The sequence below is a fragment of the Micromonospora sp. NPDC048835 genome (assembly GCF_040649995.1).
Classification (GTDB): Bacteria; Actinomycetota; Actinomycetes; order Mycobacteriales; family Micromonosporaceae; genus Micromonospora.
Genome location: NZ_JBEZGM010000036.1, coordinates 1 through 17,362, shown reverse-complemented (window position 1 = coordinate 17,362; position 17,362 = coordinate 1). Strand labels below are relative to the sequence as shown.

The window sequence follows — 17,362 nt, the reverse complement described above, 5'->3', positions numbered from 1 at the left end:
TCAGTGATCCGCGCTGTTCCAGTCCCGGCCGAGGCCGACGGACACCTCCAGCGGCACCGACAGCGGGTGGGCCCCGCCCATCTCCCGCCGAACCAGTGCCTCCAACGGCTCCCGCTCACCGGGCGCGACCTCGAAGACCAGCTCGTCGTGCACCTGCAACAGCATCCGTGAGCGCAGCCCGGCCTTACCGAGCGCCGTGTCGACGTGCAGCATCGCCACTTTGATGATGTCGGCGGCGGAGCCCTGGATGGGGGCGTTGAGGGCCATCCGCTCGGCGATGTCGCGACGCTGCCGGTTGTCGCTGACCAGGTCGGGCAGGTAGCGGCGGCGACCCAGGATCGTCGAGGTGTAGCCGTCCTGGCGGGCCCGGGCGACCACCTGCTGGAGGTAGTCGCGCACCCCACCGAAGCCGGCGAAGTAGTTCTCCATCAGCCCGCGCGCCTCTTCGGTGCTGATGCTGAGCTGTTGGGACAGGCCGAAGGCGCTGAGCCCGTACGCCAGGCCGTAGTTCATGGCTTTGATCTTGCGACGCTGGTCGGGGGTGACCTCGTCGAGCGGGACCCCGAAGACCGACGACGCGGTGGCGGCGTGGAAGTCGGCGCCGGAGTTGAACGCGTCGATCAGCGCGTCGTCGGAGCTGAGGTGCGCCATGATGCGCATCTCGATCTGGCTGTAGTCGGCGGTGAGCAGGCACTCGTAGCCCTCCCCCACCACGAAGGCCCGCCGGATCCGGCGGCCCTCCTCGGTGCGGATGGGGATGTTCTGCAGGTTCGGCTCGGTGGAGGAGAGCCGGCCGGTGGCCGCCACGGTCTGGTTGAAGGTGGTGTGGATCCGGCCGTCGTCGGAGACGGACTTGAGCAGCCCGTCGACTGTCGACTTGAGCTTTGCCACGTCCCGGTGACGCAGCAGGTGGGCGAGGACCGGGTGCGGCTGCTGGGCGTAGAGCCACTGCAGGGCGTCGGCGTCGGTGGTGTAGCCCGTCTTGATCTTCTTGGTCTTCGGCAGGCCCAGCTCGGTGAAGAGGATCTCCTGCAACTGCTTGGGCGAGCCGAGGTTGAACTCGCGACCCACCGCCTCGTACGCGCCCTGCGCGGCGGCCTTGACCTCGGCGGCGAAGTGGGCCTCCAGTTCGGACAGATAGTCGGTGTCGGCGGCGATGCCGGTGCTCTCCATGGTGGCCAGCACCCGCATCAACGGCAGCTCGACGCCCGCCATGAGCCGGGCGGACTGCTCGCCGTCGCGGGACAGCTCGGCGTCGATCGCGTCGGCCAGGTCGAGGGTGGCCCGCGCCTGGAGCATGAGGTTCTGCTCGGCCACCCCCTCGTCGCCGAGGCCGTCGAGGGTGAGCTGGCCGGACTCCGGGGCGTCGACCCGCAGCTCCCGGTGCAGGTAGCGCAGCGCCAGGTCGGTGAGGTCGTAGGAGCGCTGGTCGGGGCGGGCCAGGTACGCGGCGATCTGGGTGTCACGGACGATGCCGGTGAGGTGCCAACCGTGCGCGGCGCAGGCCAGCACGGCCGGCTTGCTGTCGTGCAGCACCTTGGGGCGCTGCGCGTCGGCCAACCAGGCTGCCAGCGCGCCCTCGTCGGTGGGGTCGAGCTGCCCCGGCTCGACCCAGGCCGCCGCGCCGCCGGCGGTGGCCAGCGCGAGGCCGGTGATCGAGGCGGTGTGCCGGCGGTTGGGGCCGGTGTCGAGTTTGACCGCCAACCCGGCCGGGGTGCCGGTCGGGACGTGCGCGTTCAGCCACCCGGCCAACGCGCCGGGCTCGGTGAGCACCTCGCCGGTGAGGTCGAAGCCGGACTCGGCCTCCGGCTCGACCGCCTCCAGGTACTGGTAGAGACGGTCGCGCAGGATGCGGAACTCCAGGGTGTCGAAGACCTGGTGCACCGCCTCCCGGTCCCAACCCGTCCAGCGGGTGTCCTCGGGGCGCAGCGGCAGCTCCAGGTCGGAGACGAGCCGGTTGATCTCGTAGTTGCGGATCACGTCGGCGAGCCGCTCGCGGAGGCTGTCGCCGGCCTTGCCCTTGATCTCGTCGGCCCGGGCGATCACGCCCTCCACCCCACCGTAGGTGGTGATCCACTTGGCTGCGGTCTTCGGGCCGACGCCCGGGATGCCGGGCAGGTTGTCGCTTGTCTCGCCGACAAGCGCGGCGAGGTCCCGGTACTGCTGGGGCGGGACGCCGTACTTCGCCTCGATCGCCGCCGGGTCCATCCGGGCCAGGTCGGAGACGCCCTTACGCGGGTAGAGGACGGTGATCTGGTCGTCGACCAACTGGAACGCGTCGCGGTCACCGCTGCTGATCAGCACCGACATGCCCTGGTCGCGAGCCTGGCAGGCGAGCGTGGCGAGCACGTCGTCGGCCTCGAAGCCCTCCTTTTCGACCACCGGGATCTGCAGCGCGGCCAGCACCTCCTTGACCAGGCTGACCTGACCCTTGAAGTCGGTCGGGGTCTCGCTGCGGCCGGCCTTGTACTCCGCGTACTTGTCCGTGCGGAAGGACCGGCGGGAGACGTCGAAGGCCACCACGATGTGCGTGGGCTGCTCGTCGCGCAGCACGTTGATCAGCATCGAGGTGAAGCCGTACACCGCGTTGGTGGGCTGCCCCGTCGTGGTGGAGAAGTTTTCCACGGGCAGGGCGAAGAAGGCCCGGTATGCCATGGAATGTCCGTCGACGAGGAGCAGGCGCGGCGTCGTAGCTGTCACGGCAGCGACTCTAGTCCGTCGCACCGACATCCCCGACCTTCGGCACGGGGTGCCGAGACGACAGCCGTCCCGAACGCCGACGGCCGGCCACCCCCGGGAAGGGGATGACCGGCCGCCGGTTCGGGTGGCTCAGGCCACGCCGAGGTACGCCTCCTTGACCGACGGGTCGTGCAGCAGGTCCTGACCGGACCCCTCCTTCACGATCCGACCGGTCTCCAGCACGTAACCGCGGTGTGCCCGCGACAGCGCCTGCTGGGCGTTCTGCTCCACCAGCAGGATGGTGGTGCCCTGCTGGTTGATCTCGGTGATGATGTCGAAGATCTGCCGGATCACCAGCGGGGCCAGCCCCATCGACGGCTCGTCGAGCAGCAGCAGCTTCGGCCGGCTCATCAGCGCCCGACCGACCGCGAGCATCTGCTGCTCGCCGCCGGAGAGGGTGCCTCCGGCCTGCTTGCGCCGCTCGGCCAGGCGCGGGAAGAGGGTCAGCACCCGTTCCAGGTCGGCGGCGATGCCGGCGGAGTCCCGCCGGGTGTACGCCCCCATGTCCAGGTTCTCCATGACCGTCATACCGGGGAAGATCTGCCGTCCCTCCGGCGACTGACACAGCCCCCGGACCACCCGCAGGTCGGCCCGGAGCTTGCTGATGTCCTCACCGTTGAACGTGATCTTCCCGCTGGCCAGCGACCGGGTGCCGGAGATGGCCCGCATGGTGGTGGTCTTGCCGGCGCCGTTCGCGCCGATCAGGGCCACCACCTCACCCTCGTTGACGGTGAGGTTGATCCCGTGCAGCGCCTCGATCCGGCCGTAGGCGACGGCGACGTTCTCCAGCTCAAGCAGCGTCATCGGCGGGCTCCCCCAGGTACGCGGCGATCACCTTCGGATCGCGGCTGACCTCCGCGGGCGCACCCTCGGCGATCTTGCGGCCGAACTCCAGCACCACGATCCGGTCGGTGACCCCCATGACCAGCCGCATGTCGTGCTCGATGAGCAGGACGGTCAGGCCCATGTCACGGATGTTCCGGATCAGGGTGAGCAGTTCCTCCTTCTCTGCCGGGTTGAAGCCGGCAGCCGGCTCGTCCAGGCAGATCAGCTTCGGCTCGGTGGCCAGCGCGCGGGCGATCTCCAGCCGGCGCTGGTAGCCGTACGGCAGGTTGCGCGCCTCGTCGTTGGCCCGGTCGACGATCCCGACGAAGCGGAGCAGCTCGAGCGCCTTGGCCTCGGCCGCCCGCTCCTCCAGGATGTGCCGGGACAGGCCGAAGATCTTGGCAGCCGACAGCCGCACCTGCTGCCAGGTCCGGACGATCCCGGACGCGGCGGTGACCTGCGGCAGCTCCTCGGGCTTGGGCCGCACCCGGTAGAGCCGGAACAGCGCACCGGGCACGCTCGTCTTGTGCCGGGAGTCGGTCCCGACCATGACGTTCTCGAGCGCCGTCATCTCCGGGAACAGCCGGATGTTCTGGAAGGTCCGGGAGATGCCGAGCTGGCTGATCTGGTGCGGCTTGCGACCGGTCACCTTCTGGCCCTGGAACCGCACCGCCCCGGAGGTCGGCTTGTAGACCCCGGTCATGACGTTGAAGCTGGTGGTCTTGCCGGCGCCGTTGGGCCCGATGAGCCCGAGGATCTCGCCCTCGTAGATCTTGAAGTTGATCTTGTCGAGGGCGACCACGCCGCCGAAACGCAGCGTGACGTCGTCGACTTCCAGCAGCACCGACCGGGGCCCGGCCTGGGTCGGGATCTTCGGCGTTGCCGTGCTGGTGGTCTGGTCAGACATGAGCGGGCGCCTCCTCTGCCTCCGCCGCGCGGTCCTTCAACTCGCGGGCACGCCGTCGGCTCGGGATCAGACCCTGTGGACGCAGGATCATCACCAGCACCATGGCCAGACCGAACACCAGCCACCGGTAGTCGGCGAAGTCGCGGAACCGCTCCGGCAGGTACGCCAGCAGGACCGCGCCGAGCGAGACACCGATCATGTTGCCGGAGCCACCGACCACCACCATCGCCACGAACAGGATGGACAGGTTCGCGTTGAACTGGGTCGGGTCGATGAACGCGTTGCGGCTGCCGAACAGGAAGCCGGACAGGCCACCGAGCGCCGCACCGATGGCGAACGCCCAGAGCTTGAACTTGAACGGGTAGACACCCATCACCGCGGCGGCGTCCTCGTCCTCCCGGACGGCCAACCACGCCCGGCCGACCCGGCTGTGCTCCAGCCGACGGACCAGGAACACCATGATCAGCACGAACGTGATCGCCAACCAGTACCAGGGCTTCGCGTCGATCAGACCGAAGACCTTGTTGTCCGGCGACGGCGCGCCCTCCGGGCCGGGGATGGCCGAGATGCCGACCGGGCCGTTGGTCAGCCCGGTGGCGTTACGGGCCACGATCCGGATGATCTCGCCGAAGCCCAGCGTCACGATGGCCAGGTAGTCACCGCGCAGCCGCAGCGTCGGCCAGCCCAGCAACACCCCGGAGATCATCGTCAGCACGATCGCGATGAACAGGCAGATCGCCCAGGTCACCGCCCAGGTCGGCGGCAGGTCGAACTCCTGCTGGATCCACTTGACCACCGGCGAGTTCACCGAGCCGAACAGCGCCACGCTGTACGCCCCGATGGCGAAGAAGCCGATGTAGCCCAGGTCGAGCAGGCCGGCGAGGCCGACCACCACGTTCAGGCCGATCGCGACCAGCACGTAGATGGCGCAGACGAAGAGCACGCCCGCCCAGTTGTTGCCGCCCTCGATCGAGTCCGTACGCAACCAGGTCAGACCCGGGATGCCGAGCAGGGGCAGGTAGTAGAGGATGGCCACGAACGCGGCGAGCCCGAGGGCCTGCTGCCACTTGGCCAGCGCCCGCCAGCGGTCGCCGACCGAGGTCAGCATGCCGACGCGGCGGCGGTCTGCGGTGCGGATCTTGTCGATCATGCGCGGGCCCTCCCGAGCGACTCACCCAACAGGCCGGTGGGCCGGAACATCAGCACCACGATCAGCACCACGAAGGCGATGACGTCCTCCCAGTTGGACGCGAAGAGCGTGGCGCCGTAGACCTCGACGATGCCGAGGAAGAGACCGCCGAGCAACGCGCCGCGCAGGTTGCCGATGCCACCGAGCACGGCGGCGGTGAACGCCTTCAGGCCGAGCACGAAGCCGATGCTGTTCTGGGTGAAGCCGAACCGCATGCTCCACAACAGCGCGGCGGCGCCGGCCATGATGCCACCGAGCACGAAGATCAGCATGATCACGCGCTCCTGGTTGACGCCCATCAGCGCGGCGGTCTCCGGGTTCTGGGCCACCGCCCGCACGCCCCGGCCGTACCGGGTGCGGTTGATGAACCAGTCCAGCACCGCCATCATCGCCACGGCCGCCACGAAGACGATCAGCTGGATGTTCGTGATCGCGGTGTTGCCGATCGTGAACAGCGTCTCCTGCTGGATGATCGTCGGCATGCCGACGATCTGACGGGGCCGGCCGAACACATCCGGCAGCACGCCGCCGAGCAACTCGGGCAGCACCTGCCCGAACAGTTCCACGAAGACCAGTGACAGACCGATCGCGGTGATCAGGAAGATCAGCGGCGGCGCGTTCTTGCGCCGCAGCGGCCGGTACGCGACCCGCTCGAGCGCCAGGGCCGTACCGCCCGAGGCGGCCGCCGCGACCACCAGACCGAGCACCAGGAACAGGATGGCCTGGCCGATCGGCGGGTTATTTTCCACACCGAGCTGGTTCCACAGGATCAGCACCGCGAAGGTACCGACCATGAACACCTCGGAGTGCGCGAAGTTGATAAGGCGAAGGACGCCGTAGACGAGGGTGTAGCCGAGGGCGATCAGGGCGTAGATCGCACCCTTGGACAGGCCGTCGACCGTGTGCTGGCCGAGATGGCCGATCAGTTCATCGAAATGCACCGGGGGTCTCCTTGAATCGAGTGCGGCCGGGGTGAAGCACCCCGGCCGCACTCCATTGCGTGGGGCGTCAGCTGAGCTTGAGCTCCTGCAGCGCTTCGATGGCCTCGCCCTTGATCTGGTAGGCCCAGATGACGACCTTCGACGGGTCCACGTCACCCTTCGAGTCGAACTTGATGTACTTCGACACACCCTGCTTGTCGTACGACTTCACGAACGCCAGGATGTCCGCCCGGGTCTTCTTGCCAGCCTTGAAGGCGTCCAGGTAGATCGTCGCGCCGTCGAAGCCCTCAGCACCGTAGGAGCCCGGCGGGATGCCGAACTTCTTCTGGTAGTCGGCGGAGAAGGTGCCGCCGGCCTTGTCGGCCGGGAGGCACGGGCAGGTGATGATCGCGCCCTCGGCACCGCCGGAGGCACCCTTCGGGAACGCGGTGTCGTAGAGACCGTCCGGGCCGACGAACTTGGCCTTCACACCGGCGGCACGCATCTGCTTCACCAGCGGAGCGGCCTCACGGGTGTAACCGCCGTAGAAGACGAAGTCCGCCTGCGCGGCCTTGATCTTGGAGATGGTGGCGTCGAACTGCGCCTGCCGCTCCTGGATCTTGTCCTTGTTGACGACCAGCGGGCCGAGCTGCTTGCCCAGCTCCTCGGTGATGCCCGCGCCGTAGGCGCTGGCGTCGTCGACCATGAACACCTTCTGGGCGTTCTGGGTCTTCAGGTAGCTGGCCACGGCGCCGGCCTGCGTGCCGTCGTTGCCGACCACCCGGTAGAAGGACGTGTTGCCCTTCTGGGTCAGGTCCGTGCGGGTCGCCGACGGGCTGACCATCGCCAGGCCAGCGGCCTGGTAGATCGGCATGGTCGCGTCCGACTCACCGGAGAAGTGACCACCGATGACACCGAGGAACGAGTTGTCCCCCGCGATCTGGTTCGCGAACGGGGTCGCCACCGCGGGGTCACCCTGGGTGTCGAACCGCTGCATGGTGACCTTGCAGTTCGGGTTCGCCGTGTTGAACTGCTCCACGGCCAGCTCCGCGCCGTTCAGCGACGGGATCACCAGACCCGCGTTGTCGCCGGTGAACGCACCGAAGATCGCAATCTTGCCACCGCAGTCGCCCGACGCGGTGCCACCATCGCCGCCACCGGAATCCTGGCAACCAGCCGCAACCACCAGGGTTGCGGCGAGCGCGACGGTGCCCAGCGCCCGTACATAGCTTCGCCTCACGGCTTCCTGACCTCCTCGAGATACGGACGCGGCTGACCCGAAGCGCCGGCGACAGCAGCAGACCCGCAATTCCACCCACCCCGCAGGGATGCCCCCTGCGTTACGGCTCGTGATGGCGGAGCGTACCGACACGACATACCGTCCCGGAAGGCCTGAAGGCGGGGTCTGCGAAACCGTTACGAAGACGTGGGCAATCTTGTCGATGCCCGTAACAGGTGAATCCGCCAGTCGGTCCTTAAACCCACGCCCGGGCGCACTCCACCCGCACCCACCCGGACCGCGCGGAGCTGACAAAAAGTCGACTGACCTGCGCGAACGTCCATGCGGACGGCCGTGCGGGGTGAAGGGTCACCGCACCGCCGAAAATCAGGCGCCCGGGCCCGCCGCCCACCACAACCCGGCCCGCGTGCCGTCATCGGCCGCCAACCACAAACGGTCACCCACCGCCACCAGCGTCACGTCCCGGTCGGCACCCGCCGGCACATCGAGCGGCATCGTCGCCTCCCGCCACGACCCACCCCGATCGGCCGACACCCACACCGAATGCCGCGCCCCATCCGTCACCGCGGCAACCAGACGCCCACCGGACGACACCAGCGACCCCACCCCCGGCACCCCCGCACCAGCCCGCCGCCCGAACGCCCCGACGGCCACCCAACCCGCCGCCTCCTGCCGCCACGCGCCGAACGTCCCCCCGCGCAGCCCCACCGCCACCGGCACGCCGTCGGCGAGCACCACCCGCTGCAACTCCTCGTACTCCGACCCGCCGGGCAACACCGTGCGCCGCCACGACCGCCCGTCCGGCGACGACCACACCGCCGGGTCACGGTCGATCCGGCCGGCCGGCAACAGACCCCCCACCGCAAGCCACCCCGACGACGTCGCCACCGCGTCGAACGCCCAGGTCACCCCCACCGCGTCACTGGCCAGCTCCGGTGCGCCCTCGACAAGCGCGAACTCCGCCGCGGCCGGCGACGACACCCAGGACGCGGCACCCGCCGACCGGTTACCGACGATCAACCAACCCGGTGGGCCGGCCGCCAGCCGGGACACGTTCACCGCCGTCGGCCCGCCGTACGTCTCGAACGACGCCTGCACCTCGACGAGCGCCCCGTCGGCCACCTGCCGCCACGTGCTCACCCGCGGATAACCGTGCGCGCCACCGACCTTCGCGCCGATCAGCGCCGCCTTCCCGTCCCGGCACGCCACCGAGAGGAACACGTTCTGCCGCCCGTAGAAGGAATCCGCACGCACCTCGACCACGGTCCACGTCGTACCGTCCACACTGGTCCAGGCCGCCGGGCGGGTGCCGCCCTGCGCGTCGACGACGCCACCGGCCACGAACCACCGACCCGCGCACGACGCCGCGTCACGTACCACCGCACGCCCCGCACCGCCCGGCGGCGCCGGCAGCGTCAGCGACTGCCAATCCGGCCGCGACGCCGGGGCCGCGACCGTCGTCGACTCACCACCGCGCGGCGGGGCCGGCCCGTCGCACCCGGCCAGGACCAGCGCGAACACGCCGCACACCGCGAACACCCGTCGGACGGACACCCGTCGATGCTAACCACCCGAGGTCACCCGCGGCGGCCCCGCGGCGCCGCGTCGACACTCACACGGTGGGCTGCTGCGACACCTCGCCGCCGGCGGTCTCCGCGAGGATCCGCTCGGCGACCTCCTTCATGGTCATCCGGTGGTCCATCGCCGTGCGCTGGATCCACTTGAACGCCTGCGGCTCGGTCATCCCGTACGTGGTCATCAGCGCGCCCTTGGCCCGCTCCACCGACTTACGGATCTCCAGCCGGTCGGTCAGGCTCGCGACCTCAGCCTCCAGGGCCGCGACCTCCGAGTACCGCGACAGCGCGATCTCCACCGCCGGGACCAGGTCGCTCTTCTGGAAGGGCTTCACGAGGTACGCCATGGCGCCCGCCGCGCGCGCCCGCTCCACCAGGTCACGCTGGCTGAACGCGGTCAGGATGATCACCGGGGCGATCCGGGCACCGGCGATGCGCTCGGCGGCGGCCAGCCCATCCATGATCGGCATCTTGATGTCGAGGATGACGAGATCGGGCTTCAGCTCCTCGGCGAGGCGGACGGCTGTCTCACCGTCGCCGGCCTCCCCCACCACCTCGTAACCCTCTTCGACAAGCATCTCGGCGAGGTCCAGCCGGATCAGCGCCTCGTCCTCGGCGATCAGTACGCGCCTGCGCTCGGCATCCGTCGGCGTCTCAGCCACCAGCCCTACCCCCACCATCGATCACTGCACGGCTACCACCCATGCTCCCGCATGAGAGTAGTCGGGTACAGTAGGCGCCACCCGCCGGGATGGTGGAACGGCATACACGGAAGTCTCAAACACTTCTGCCCGAAAGGGCTTGCGGGTTCGAATCCCGCTCCCGGCACTCTTGTCATACACCTGTTCGACGATGTGGAAGTGCATCCACCGCAGATGCGGGCACAGGCCCGCGCACTCCGCATTCGCGGACACAGCATTCATTCCGTAGCTCGGAAGCTCTCATTGCCGTACGCAACCGTCTGGCACTGGTGCGTCGATCGCCCCGAACCTGTGCGGCGCGGCACGGAGCTGCGCTGCTTTCGATGTCGGCCGGATGTCGACAATCCGACCGCCCCCGCCGCCTACGCCTACCTGCTCGGTCTCTACCTGGGCGACGGCCATCTGGCCGTCTCACCGAAGGTGCCGGTGCTTCGGATCGCGTGCACGGCGAGCTATCCGAAGCTTATCGACGCGTGCGAGGCGGCCATGCTCGCGGTGCTCGCCGCGCGGGTGCAGAGAATCACCAAGCAAGGCTGCGTCTCGGTCGAGAGCAGCGGCGTGCACTGGCCCTGCCTGCTCCCGCAGCACGGACCCGGCAAGAAGCACCAGCGGCCGATCGTCCTCGCCGACTGGCAGCGACTGATCATCGAACAACACCCCGGCGACTTCCTCCGAGGGCTGTTCCACTCCGACGGCTGCCGCGTCGCCAACCGGGTGACCGTGCGCGGCAAGGCGTACGTCTACCCGCGCTACATGTTCGTCAACGAGTCGGCCGACATCATGGGGCTCTGCCAGTGGGGCCTCGACCTGCTCGGCGTCGCCTGGCGGATGAACCGGCGCAACTCGCTGTCGGTGGCCCGGCGCGACGCCGTCGCCACGCTCGATCGGCACGTCGGCCCGAAGTCCTGACCGTTACCGCGCGGAGCACGCCGCCCGTGGGAGCCTGGCTGACGATCGATGCGAGTGGCGGGCGGCGACAGGGGTGGAAGCTGATGCGGGTGGTGGTCTTCGGCGCGACCGGGATGGTCGGTCAGGGCGTGTTGCGCGAGTGCCTGCTCGCCGACGACGTGCGGGAGGTGCTGACTGTCGGCCGGCGGCCGACCGGCGCGCAGGATCCGAAGCTGCGGGAGCTGACGGTCGCGGACGTGGGCGAGTTGGGCGCGGTGCGGGCCGAGTTGACCGGCGTCGACGCCTGTTTCTACTGCCTGGGGGTGTCTTCGCTGGGTATGGACGAGGCCGCGTACACGCGGGTCAGCTACGACTTCCCGGTGGCGGCGGCGCGGTTGCTGGCCGAGGTGAGTCCGCAGGTCACGTTCGTCTACGTCTCGGGCCAGGGGACCGATTCGTCGGGTCGGGGTCGGGTGATGTGGGCGCGGGTCAAGGGCCGTGCCGAGAACGCGATCATGGATCTGCTGCCGAACGGTTACGCGGCGCGGCCGGGGTTCATCCAGCCGACGTACGGGGCGGTGTCGAGGACGCGGTGGTACCGGCTCGGTCTGGCGGTGACCCGTCCGCTGTTTCCGGTGCTGCGGCGGTTGCTGCCGAATCAGGTCACCACGACCGACGGGATCGGTCGGGCGATGCTGCGGGTGGCTCGGGAGGGTTCCGCCGTCCGGGTGTTGGGCAACCGCGAGCTGCGCTGATCAGACGATCGCGTCGAGGGCGTGGGCGAGGTCGGCGCGCAGGTCCTCGGGGTCTTCGAGTCCGACCGAGAGGCGCAGCAGGGCGGCGGCGGGTTTGGCGTCGCCCTCGACCGGCCGGTGGGTGAGCGAGGCGGGGTGCTGGATGAGGGTGTCGACGCCGCCGAGGGAGACCGCGTGGGTGATGAGCCGGCAGGCGCCGGCGACGGCGGCCGCGGCGGGCGCGCCGCCGCGTACCTCGATGGCGAGCAGGCTGCCGGGTCCGGCCATCTGCCGCCCGACCAGCGCCGCCGGGTCGTGCACCGAGGGGTGGTGCACCCGGTGTACGGCGGGGTGGTCGGCGAGCCAGCCGGCAAGTTTCTCGGCGGTGGCCTGTTGGGCGCGGACCCGCAGCGGCAGGGTCTGCAGGCCGCGGTGCAGCAGGTAGCCGCCGAGGGGGTGCAGGATCGCGCCGGTGACCGCGCGGACCTGGCGGAGTCGTGCGGCCCAGGTGTCGTCGCAGGCGACGACGCCGGCGAGGACGTCGCCGTGCCCGCCGATGCTCTTGGTGGCGCTGTGCAGGACGAGGGTGGCGCCGTGGCGGGCGGGTTGTTGCAGGACGGGGGTGGCGACGGTGTTGTCGACGAGCAGGGGGACGTCGCCGGCCGCGGCGGCGAGCGCGGCGATGTCGACGAGGTCGACTGTGGGGTTGGCGGGTGTCTCGACGATGACCAGGGCGGTGTCGGGGCGGATGGCGGCGGCGACCTCGTCGGGGCGTGTCCAGGTGACGGTGGTGCCGAGCAGGCCGGTGGCGAGGACGTGGTCGGTGCCGCCGTAGAGGGGTCGGACGGCGACGACGTGCCGGTGCTCGTCGCGGGCGGCGGCGAGCAGGGTGGCGGTGAGGGCGGCCATGCCGCTGGCGAAGGCGACGGCCTGGGTGGTGCCCTCCAACTCGGCGAGGGCGCCTTCGAAGCGGGCGACGGTGGGGTTCCAGAGCCGTTGGTAGACGGCGCTGCCGTCGGGGGGCAGGGTGCCGCCGGTGGCGAGTTGCTCGTACGCTGCGCCGCCGTCGTCGACGGAGGGCAGCGGGTTGGTGGTGGACAGGTCGATGGGCGGTACGTGCACGCCGAGGGTGCGCAGGTCGTCGCGTCCGGCGTGCACGGCCCGGGTGTCCATCGCTGTCATGGCGGTAGCGTCGAATATCTGCCGGCCGACAAGCAATAGCTCGGCAGATCATTCTGTGAATGGGGATGGTTTCGGCGCTGGGTTCGGGCGAGGATGGTCCGATGCCCCCTGAGCCGAATGATCTGCGGCCGTATCCGGCCCTGGACGAGGTGGACCGCGCGATCCTCAGCGAGTTGGCCGCGGACGGCCGCCTGCCGAACAACGCCCTCGCCGAGCGGGTGGGCGTGGCGCCGTCGACCTGCCTGACGCGTACCCGGGCGTTGCGCGAGCGCGGTGCGATCCGTGGTTTCCACGCCGAGGTGGATCCGGCGGCGCTCGGGCTGCCGTTGCAGGCGCTGGTGTCGGTGCGGTTGACCGCGCACGAGCGGGCGGCGGTGGACGCGTTCCGGGCCCGCTCGGTGCGGCTGCCGGGGGTGGTGTCGGTGTTCCACGTGGCCGGCGCGGAGGACTACGTGCTGCATGTGCGGGCGGCGTCGGGCGACGCGCTGCGGGACTTCGTGCTGGACCATCTGGCGGTCGACCCGGTGGTGCGGCACACGCAGACCAGTCTGATCTTCGAGCAGGCGCGCGGCATGGGTTGACCGGCGGGTGAGGTGGCCGACGAAAACCCGCAGGCCGGAACAAAACCGGCTGGCGACGGGTTGGTTGGCCGTGTGATCACCGTACCGTTGTCTGTTCTTGATCTTGCCCCGGTCGCCAAGGGCACCACCGCCGGCGCGGCCCTGGAGGCCACCACCGAGCTGGCCCGCCGCACCGAAAAGTTGGGCTACCACCGTTTCTGGGTGGCCGAGCACCACAACATGCCGGCGATCGCCAGCTCCGCCCCGGCGGTGCTGCTGGCCCACCTGGCGGCGAACACGTCGACGATCCGTCTCGGCTCGGGCGGGGTGATGCTGCCCAACCACGCGCCGCTCGTGGTGGCCGAACAGTTCGGCACCCTGGAGGCGTTGCACCCCGGTCGGATCGACCTGGGCATCGGGCGCGCGCCCGGCACCGACCAGGTGACCGCGCTCGCGTTGCGCCGGACCATGGAGGGCCTGTCGGCGGAGCACTTCCCGCGCGAGCTGGCCGACCTGATGAACTACTTCAGCGGGGAGAAGCCGGGGCAGATCATGGCCTCGCCGGGCCGCGGTGAGCAGCCGGCCGTTTGGCTGTTAGGCTCCAGCGGCTTCAGCGCCCAGCTCGCCGGCCTGCTCGGTCTGCCGTTCTCCTTCGCGCACCACTTCAGCTCGGCGAACACCCTGCCGGCGTTGGCCCTGTACCGGCAGAACTTCCGGCCGTCGCAGTGGCTGGACAAGCCGTACGCGATGGTGGCGGTCAACGCGGTGTGCGCGGATACCGACGAGCGGGCCGAGTGGCTGGCCGGGCCGAGCGCGTTGTCGTTCCTGAAGCTGCGCTCCGGGCGGCCGGAGCCGTTGTCGACGCCCGACGAGGCGGCGGCCTACCCGTACACCGAGGTCGAGCGGGAGTTCGTGCTGGCGCGCCGCGACGGTCAGGCGATGGGCTCGCCGGAGACGGTGCGTCGGCAGTTGACCGAGCTGGTGGAGCGCACCGGCGCGGACGAGCTGATGCTGACCACGCTCGTGTACGACGTGAAGGACCGGGTGCGGTCGTACGAGTTGATCGCCGAGCAGGTGGCGGGCGGTCTTCGCCGGGACGCGTGAAACACGATCTTCACGTCAGCGTCACCCCGCCGACCCGGACGGTGCCTAATGTTGGTTCCGGTGGTGGTACGGCATCCCCGGTCGGGACGGGTCGGGAATGCCGCGGTGTGGCGCACCGGGCCGGAGCTGAGCGGATTCCGCGGCTGCGGCCCGGTGCCTGCCACCCTAGGCGAACCCGCTCGGGATCGCCAGGGTTCGCATCAACGTAGGTGGATGTCCGGGGTGGGTGGCGCGCCCATTGCGTTGCCGATGAAGAACCCCGGGTGCGGCGGCTGGTTGTAGGCCGTGTTCTGCCACGCGACGGCCACCCGATACTGCGGGTCGTGCATCAGCGTGTAGATCCGGACGCTGGTCGGGGTGGGTGTGCTGTAGATGCGCAACGCCCGGCTGTCGGTGGTCCGCCAGATCACCTCCTCACGCCAGTCACCCAGGATGTCACCGGAGAGCGCCGGCGTGGACTTGGTGCCGTTGTTCGACGCCACCCCGCTGCCGTCCAGCAACCGGGTCTCGCCGCCGGTGCCGTACTTGTCGATCCTCGTGGCGTCGAGCAGTTCCCGCACCGGGTCACCGTCCCACCACGCGAGGAAGTTCGCCGACGACGGCTTGCGGCCCACGTTCTGCCCCCTCGTGTTGGCCAGCCCGGAGGCCGCCGACGACCACGACTCCGCGCCGGCACTGCCCGCCCAGATGTCCGCCGAGACACCCCGGCCGTTGTCGCCGGAGGCCGGCGTGGACCAGAGCACCTGGCCGGTACGGGCGTCGGCGAAGTAGGAGCTGGGCTTGCTGCCGTCCTCGTCGACCTTGAACACCTCCAGGCCGGTGCGGCCCGGGTCGAGGTCCCCGACGTGCAGGGCGTCGCCGTGGCCGTTGCCGGTGGAGTGCAGCAGCCGGCCGTTGTCGTCGATGGTGGCCGCCCCGTACACGATCTCCTGGCGGCCGTCACCGTCGACATCGGCCACGGAGAGCTGGTGGTTGCCCTGCCCGGCGGCGGCCCCGTTGCCGGACGAGTTCGAGTCGAACGTCCAGCGCTTGGTCAACGTGCCGTTGCGGAAGTCCCACGCCGCGATGACCGCGCGGGTGTAGTAACCCCGGGCCATGATCAGCGAAGGACGCTGCCCGTCCAGGTACGCGGTGCCGGCGAGGAACCGGTCCACCCGGTTGCCGTACGAGTCACCCCAGGACGACACGGTCCCGCGCGGCGGGTCGTAGGTCACGGTGGAGGCGATCGCGCCGGTCTGCCCGTTGAACATGGTCAGGTACTCCGGGCCGGACAACACGTAGCCACTGGAGTTGCGGTAGTCCGCCGACGACGAGCCGATGAGCTGGCCGGTGCCGGAGCGGGTGCCGTCGGCGGTCTTCATGGCCACCTCGGCGCGGCCGTCGCCGTCGTAGTCGTACACCTGGAACTGGGTGTAATGGGCGCCGGCCCGGATGTTGCGGCCCAGGTCGATGCGCCACAACCGGCTGCCGGTGAGGGTGTACGCGTCGACGTAGACGTTGCCGGTGTAGCCGGACTGGGAGTTGTCCTTCGCGTTCGACGGGTCCCACTTGAGCACGATCTCGTAGCTGCCGTCGCCGTTGAGGTCACCCACCGAGGCGTCGTTGGCGCTGTACGAGTAACTCTCCCCGCTCGGGGTGGTGCCCCCGGCCGGGACCTGCAACGGCACGTCCAGGTAACCGTTGGCGAACTGTAGGGCCGGCGCCGACGCCGCCTGCTCGGCGCCGCCCACCACGGCCCGCACGGTGTACGCCGAACCGGCCGCCGCGCCGCTGTCGAGGTAGTTGGTGGCGCCGGCGATCGGGCTGGCGTTGACCCTGGTGGACCCCCGGTAGAGGTTGAACTCCACCCCGGAGGTCTCGGTGCCGAGCAGCCGCCAGGAGACCAGGTTGCCGCTGCCGGAGCGGACACTGACCAGCCCCCGGTCCAGGTCCTCCATCTGGACCCGCCCGGCGCTCGGCGGCGGCGTGGTGGGTGGCGGCGTGGTGGGTGGCGGCGTGGTCGGTGGCGGGGTGGTCGGTGGCGGGGTGGTCGGTGGCGGGGTGGTCGGCTCGTCGGTGGGTGGGGCGCCGGTGCAGGGGGTGCCGTTGAGCGCGAAACTGCTCGGCACCGGGTTGCTGCCGGTCCACGAACCGTTGAAGCCGAACGAGGCGCTGCCGTTCGTGGCGATGGCCACGTTGTGGTCGACGTTGCGCGCGGTGACCTGGGCACCAGACTGGGTGACGGCGGTGTTCCACGCCTGGGTGACCTGTTGGCCCGCGGCGTACGACCAGGTCAGAGCCCAGCCGTTGATCGGGTCGCCGAGGTTGGTGACGGTGACGTTTGCGCCGAAGCCGCCCTGCCACTGGTTCGTGATCTGATAGTCGACCCGGCAGCCGACGGCGGCGGCCGAGGCGACCACCGTGCCGACGGTGCCAGCCACGACGGTGGCCGCCGTCGTGGCGGCAAGCAGGATCAGCCGATGTCTGGACGGGTGCATGCACTGCCTCCGGGAATCCGGTGGAGATCGCTGCGGCCCGCCGACCCCGCCCGGGGAAGCACAGTGGACCTGCCCCGCCGCAACGGCGACGGACGGCGATCTGATCGAGGGTGACACGCCCTGAAACTCATCGATCCGACTCACCGCGCATCGTATGGCAAGCGCTTTCCGACGCGCAATATCGATGAATGCCGTTGTGTCTTGCCCGGCGGCCGCTGATCGACGGGCCCCGCGCCTCGCGCCTCGCGCCTCGCGCCTCGCGCCTCGCGCCCCGCGCCCCGCGCCCCGCGCCCCGCGCCCCGCGCCCCGCGCCCCGCGCCCC

The 17,362-nt window shown here is 70.1% G+C and carries 14 protein-coding genes and 1 tRNA gene; 5 read left to right on the top strand and 10 right to left on the bottom strand.

What is annotated here, in order from left to right:
• From polA to AB0C15_RS28900, 8 genes are all read right to left on the bottom strand, one after another.
• Positions 1–2,700, bottom strand: coding sequence for a DNA polymerase I (polA, locus tag AB0C15_RS28935; protein WP_357357194.1), 2,700 nt, complete (start codon positions 2,698–2,700; stop codon positions 1–3).
• Between the two features lie 129 nt (positions 2,701–2,829).
• The gene (locus tag AB0C15_RS28930) at positions 2,830–3,543 is read right to left on the bottom strand and encodes an ABC transporter ATP-binding protein (RefSeq protein WP_357357192.1); all 714 of its coding nucleotides are present in this window, start codon (positions 3,541–3,543) and stop codon (positions 2,830–2,832) included.
• A complete protein-coding gene (locus tag AB0C15_RS28925) occupies positions 3,530–4,471 on the bottom strand; it encodes an ABC transporter ATP-binding protein (protein WP_357357190.1) in 942 nt (313 codons plus the stop codon). The genes AB0C15_RS28930 and AB0C15_RS28925 overlap by 14 nt, the downstream gene beginning before the upstream one ends.
• Positions 4,464–5,621, bottom strand: a complete 1,158-nt coding sequence (locus AB0C15_RS28920; protein WP_357357188.1) for a branched-chain amino acid ABC transporter permease — start codon at positions 5,619–5,621, stop codon at positions 4,464–4,466. The genes AB0C15_RS28925 and AB0C15_RS28920 overlap by 8 nt, the downstream gene beginning before the upstream one ends.
• Positions 5,618–6,601 (bottom strand): branched-chain amino acid ABC transporter permease, encoded by a 984-nt coding sequence (locus tag AB0C15_RS28915; protein WP_357357186.1) that lies wholly within the window; start codon positions 6,599–6,601, stop codon positions 5,618–5,620. Before AB0C15_RS28915 ends, AB0C15_RS28920 begins: the two co-directional genes overlap by 4 nt.
• Before the next feature lie 67 nt (positions 6,602–6,668).
• Positions 6,669–7,820 carry a branched-chain amino acid ABC transporter substrate-binding protein gene (locus tag AB0C15_RS28910; protein ID WP_357357184.1) on the bottom strand — a complete coding sequence of 384 codons (1,152 nt, stop codon included), beginning with the start codon at positions 7,818–7,820 and terminating at the stop codon, positions 6,669–6,671.
• 366 nt (positions 7,821–8,186) lie between these two features.
• Positions 8,187–9,374, bottom strand: a complete 1,188-nt coding sequence (locus AB0C15_RS28905; protein WP_357357182.1) for a hypothetical protein — start codon at positions 9,372–9,374, stop codon at positions 8,187–8,189.
• A gap of 58 nt (positions 9,375–9,432) precedes the next feature.
• Positions 9,433–10,056 (bottom strand): response regulator, encoded by a 624-nt coding sequence (locus tag AB0C15_RS28900; RefSeq protein ID WP_238680276.1) that lies wholly within the window; start codon positions 10,054–10,056, stop codon positions 9,433–9,435.
• 83 nt (positions 10,057–10,139) lie between these two features.
• Between AB0C15_RS28900 and AB0C15_RS28895 the strand changes: the two genes are divergently transcribed.
• The 3 genes from AB0C15_RS28895 to AB0C15_RS28885 all read left to right on the top strand — a co-directional run bounded on the left by AB0C15_RS28895 (position 10,140) and on the right by AB0C15_RS28885 (position 11,738).
• Positions 10,140–10,222 (top strand) — tRNA-Leu (locus tag AB0C15_RS28895).
• 47 nt (positions 10,223–10,269) lie between these two features.
• Positions 10,270–11,004: a transcriptional regulator gene (locus AB0C15_RS28890; RefSeq protein WP_357357180.1), complete on the top strand. Its 735-nt coding sequence runs from the start codon at positions 10,270–10,272 to the stop codon at positions 11,002–11,004.
• Positions 11,005–11,030: 26 nt separating this feature from the next.
• Positions 11,031–11,738 carry an epimerase gene (locus AB0C15_RS28885; RefSeq protein ID WP_357357178.1) on the top strand — a complete coding sequence of 236 codons (708 nt, stop codon included), beginning with the start codon at positions 11,031–11,033 and terminating at the stop codon, positions 11,736–11,738.
• Here AB0C15_RS28885 and AB0C15_RS28880 read toward each other — a convergent pair whose 3' ends face one another.
• A complete protein-coding gene (locus tag AB0C15_RS28880; RefSeq protein ID WP_357357249.1) occupies positions 11,739–12,917 on the bottom strand; it encodes an aminotransferase class I/II-fold pyridoxal phosphate-dependent enzyme in 1,179 nt (392 codons plus the stop codon). It lies immediately after the preceding gene.
• 83 nt (positions 12,918–13,000) lie between these two features.
• Here AB0C15_RS28880 and AB0C15_RS28875 point away from each other — a divergent pair, with 83 nt between their 5' ends.
• A complete protein-coding gene (locus AB0C15_RS28875) occupies positions 13,001–13,480 on the top strand; it encodes an Lrp/AsnC family transcriptional regulator (protein WP_357357176.1) in 480 nt (159 codons plus the stop codon).
• Between the two features lie 72 nt (positions 13,481–13,552).
• Positions 13,553–14,563 carry an LLM class flavin-dependent oxidoreductase gene (locus AB0C15_RS28870; protein ID WP_357357174.1) on the top strand — a complete coding sequence of 337 codons (1,011 nt, stop codon included), beginning with the start codon at positions 13,553–13,555 and terminating at the stop codon, positions 14,561–14,563.
• Between the two features lie 200 nt (positions 14,564–14,763).
• Here the strand turns inward: AB0C15_RS28870 and AB0C15_RS28865 are convergent, their stop codons facing one another.
• Positions 14,764–17,040, bottom strand: coding sequence for a cellulose binding domain-containing protein (locus tag AB0C15_RS28865; RefSeq protein WP_357357172.1), 2,277 nt, complete (start codon positions 17,038–17,040; stop codon positions 14,764–14,766).
• Positions 17,041–17,362 lie beyond the last annotated feature (322 nt).

Bases quoted from the DNA above. Each gene is read 5' to 3' on its own strand.
- AB0C15_RS28920 (WP_357357188.1), bottom strand. From the start codon at position 5,621: ATGATCGACAAGATCCGCACCGCAGACCGCCGCCGCGTCGGCATGCTG.
- AB0C15_RS28865 (WP_357357172.1), bottom strand. From the start codon at position 17,040: ATGCACCCGTCCAGACATCGGCTGATCCTGCTTGCCGCCACGACGGCG.
- AB0C15_RS28890 (WP_357357180.1), top strand. From the start codon at position 10,270: ATGCGGGCACAGGCCCGCGCACTCCGCATTCGCGGACACAGCATTCAT.
- AB0C15_RS28875 (WP_357357176.1), top strand. From the start codon at position 13,001: ATGCCCCCTGAGCCGAATGATCTGCGGCCGTATCCGGCCCTGGACGAG.
- AB0C15_RS28925 (WP_357357190.1), bottom strand. From the start codon at position 4,471: ATGTCTGACCAGACCACCAGCACGGCAACGCCGAAGATCCCGACCCAG.
- AB0C15_RS28930 (WP_357357192.1), bottom strand. From the start codon at position 3,543: ATGACGCTGCTTGAGCTGGAGAACGTCGCCGTCGCCTACGGCCGGATC.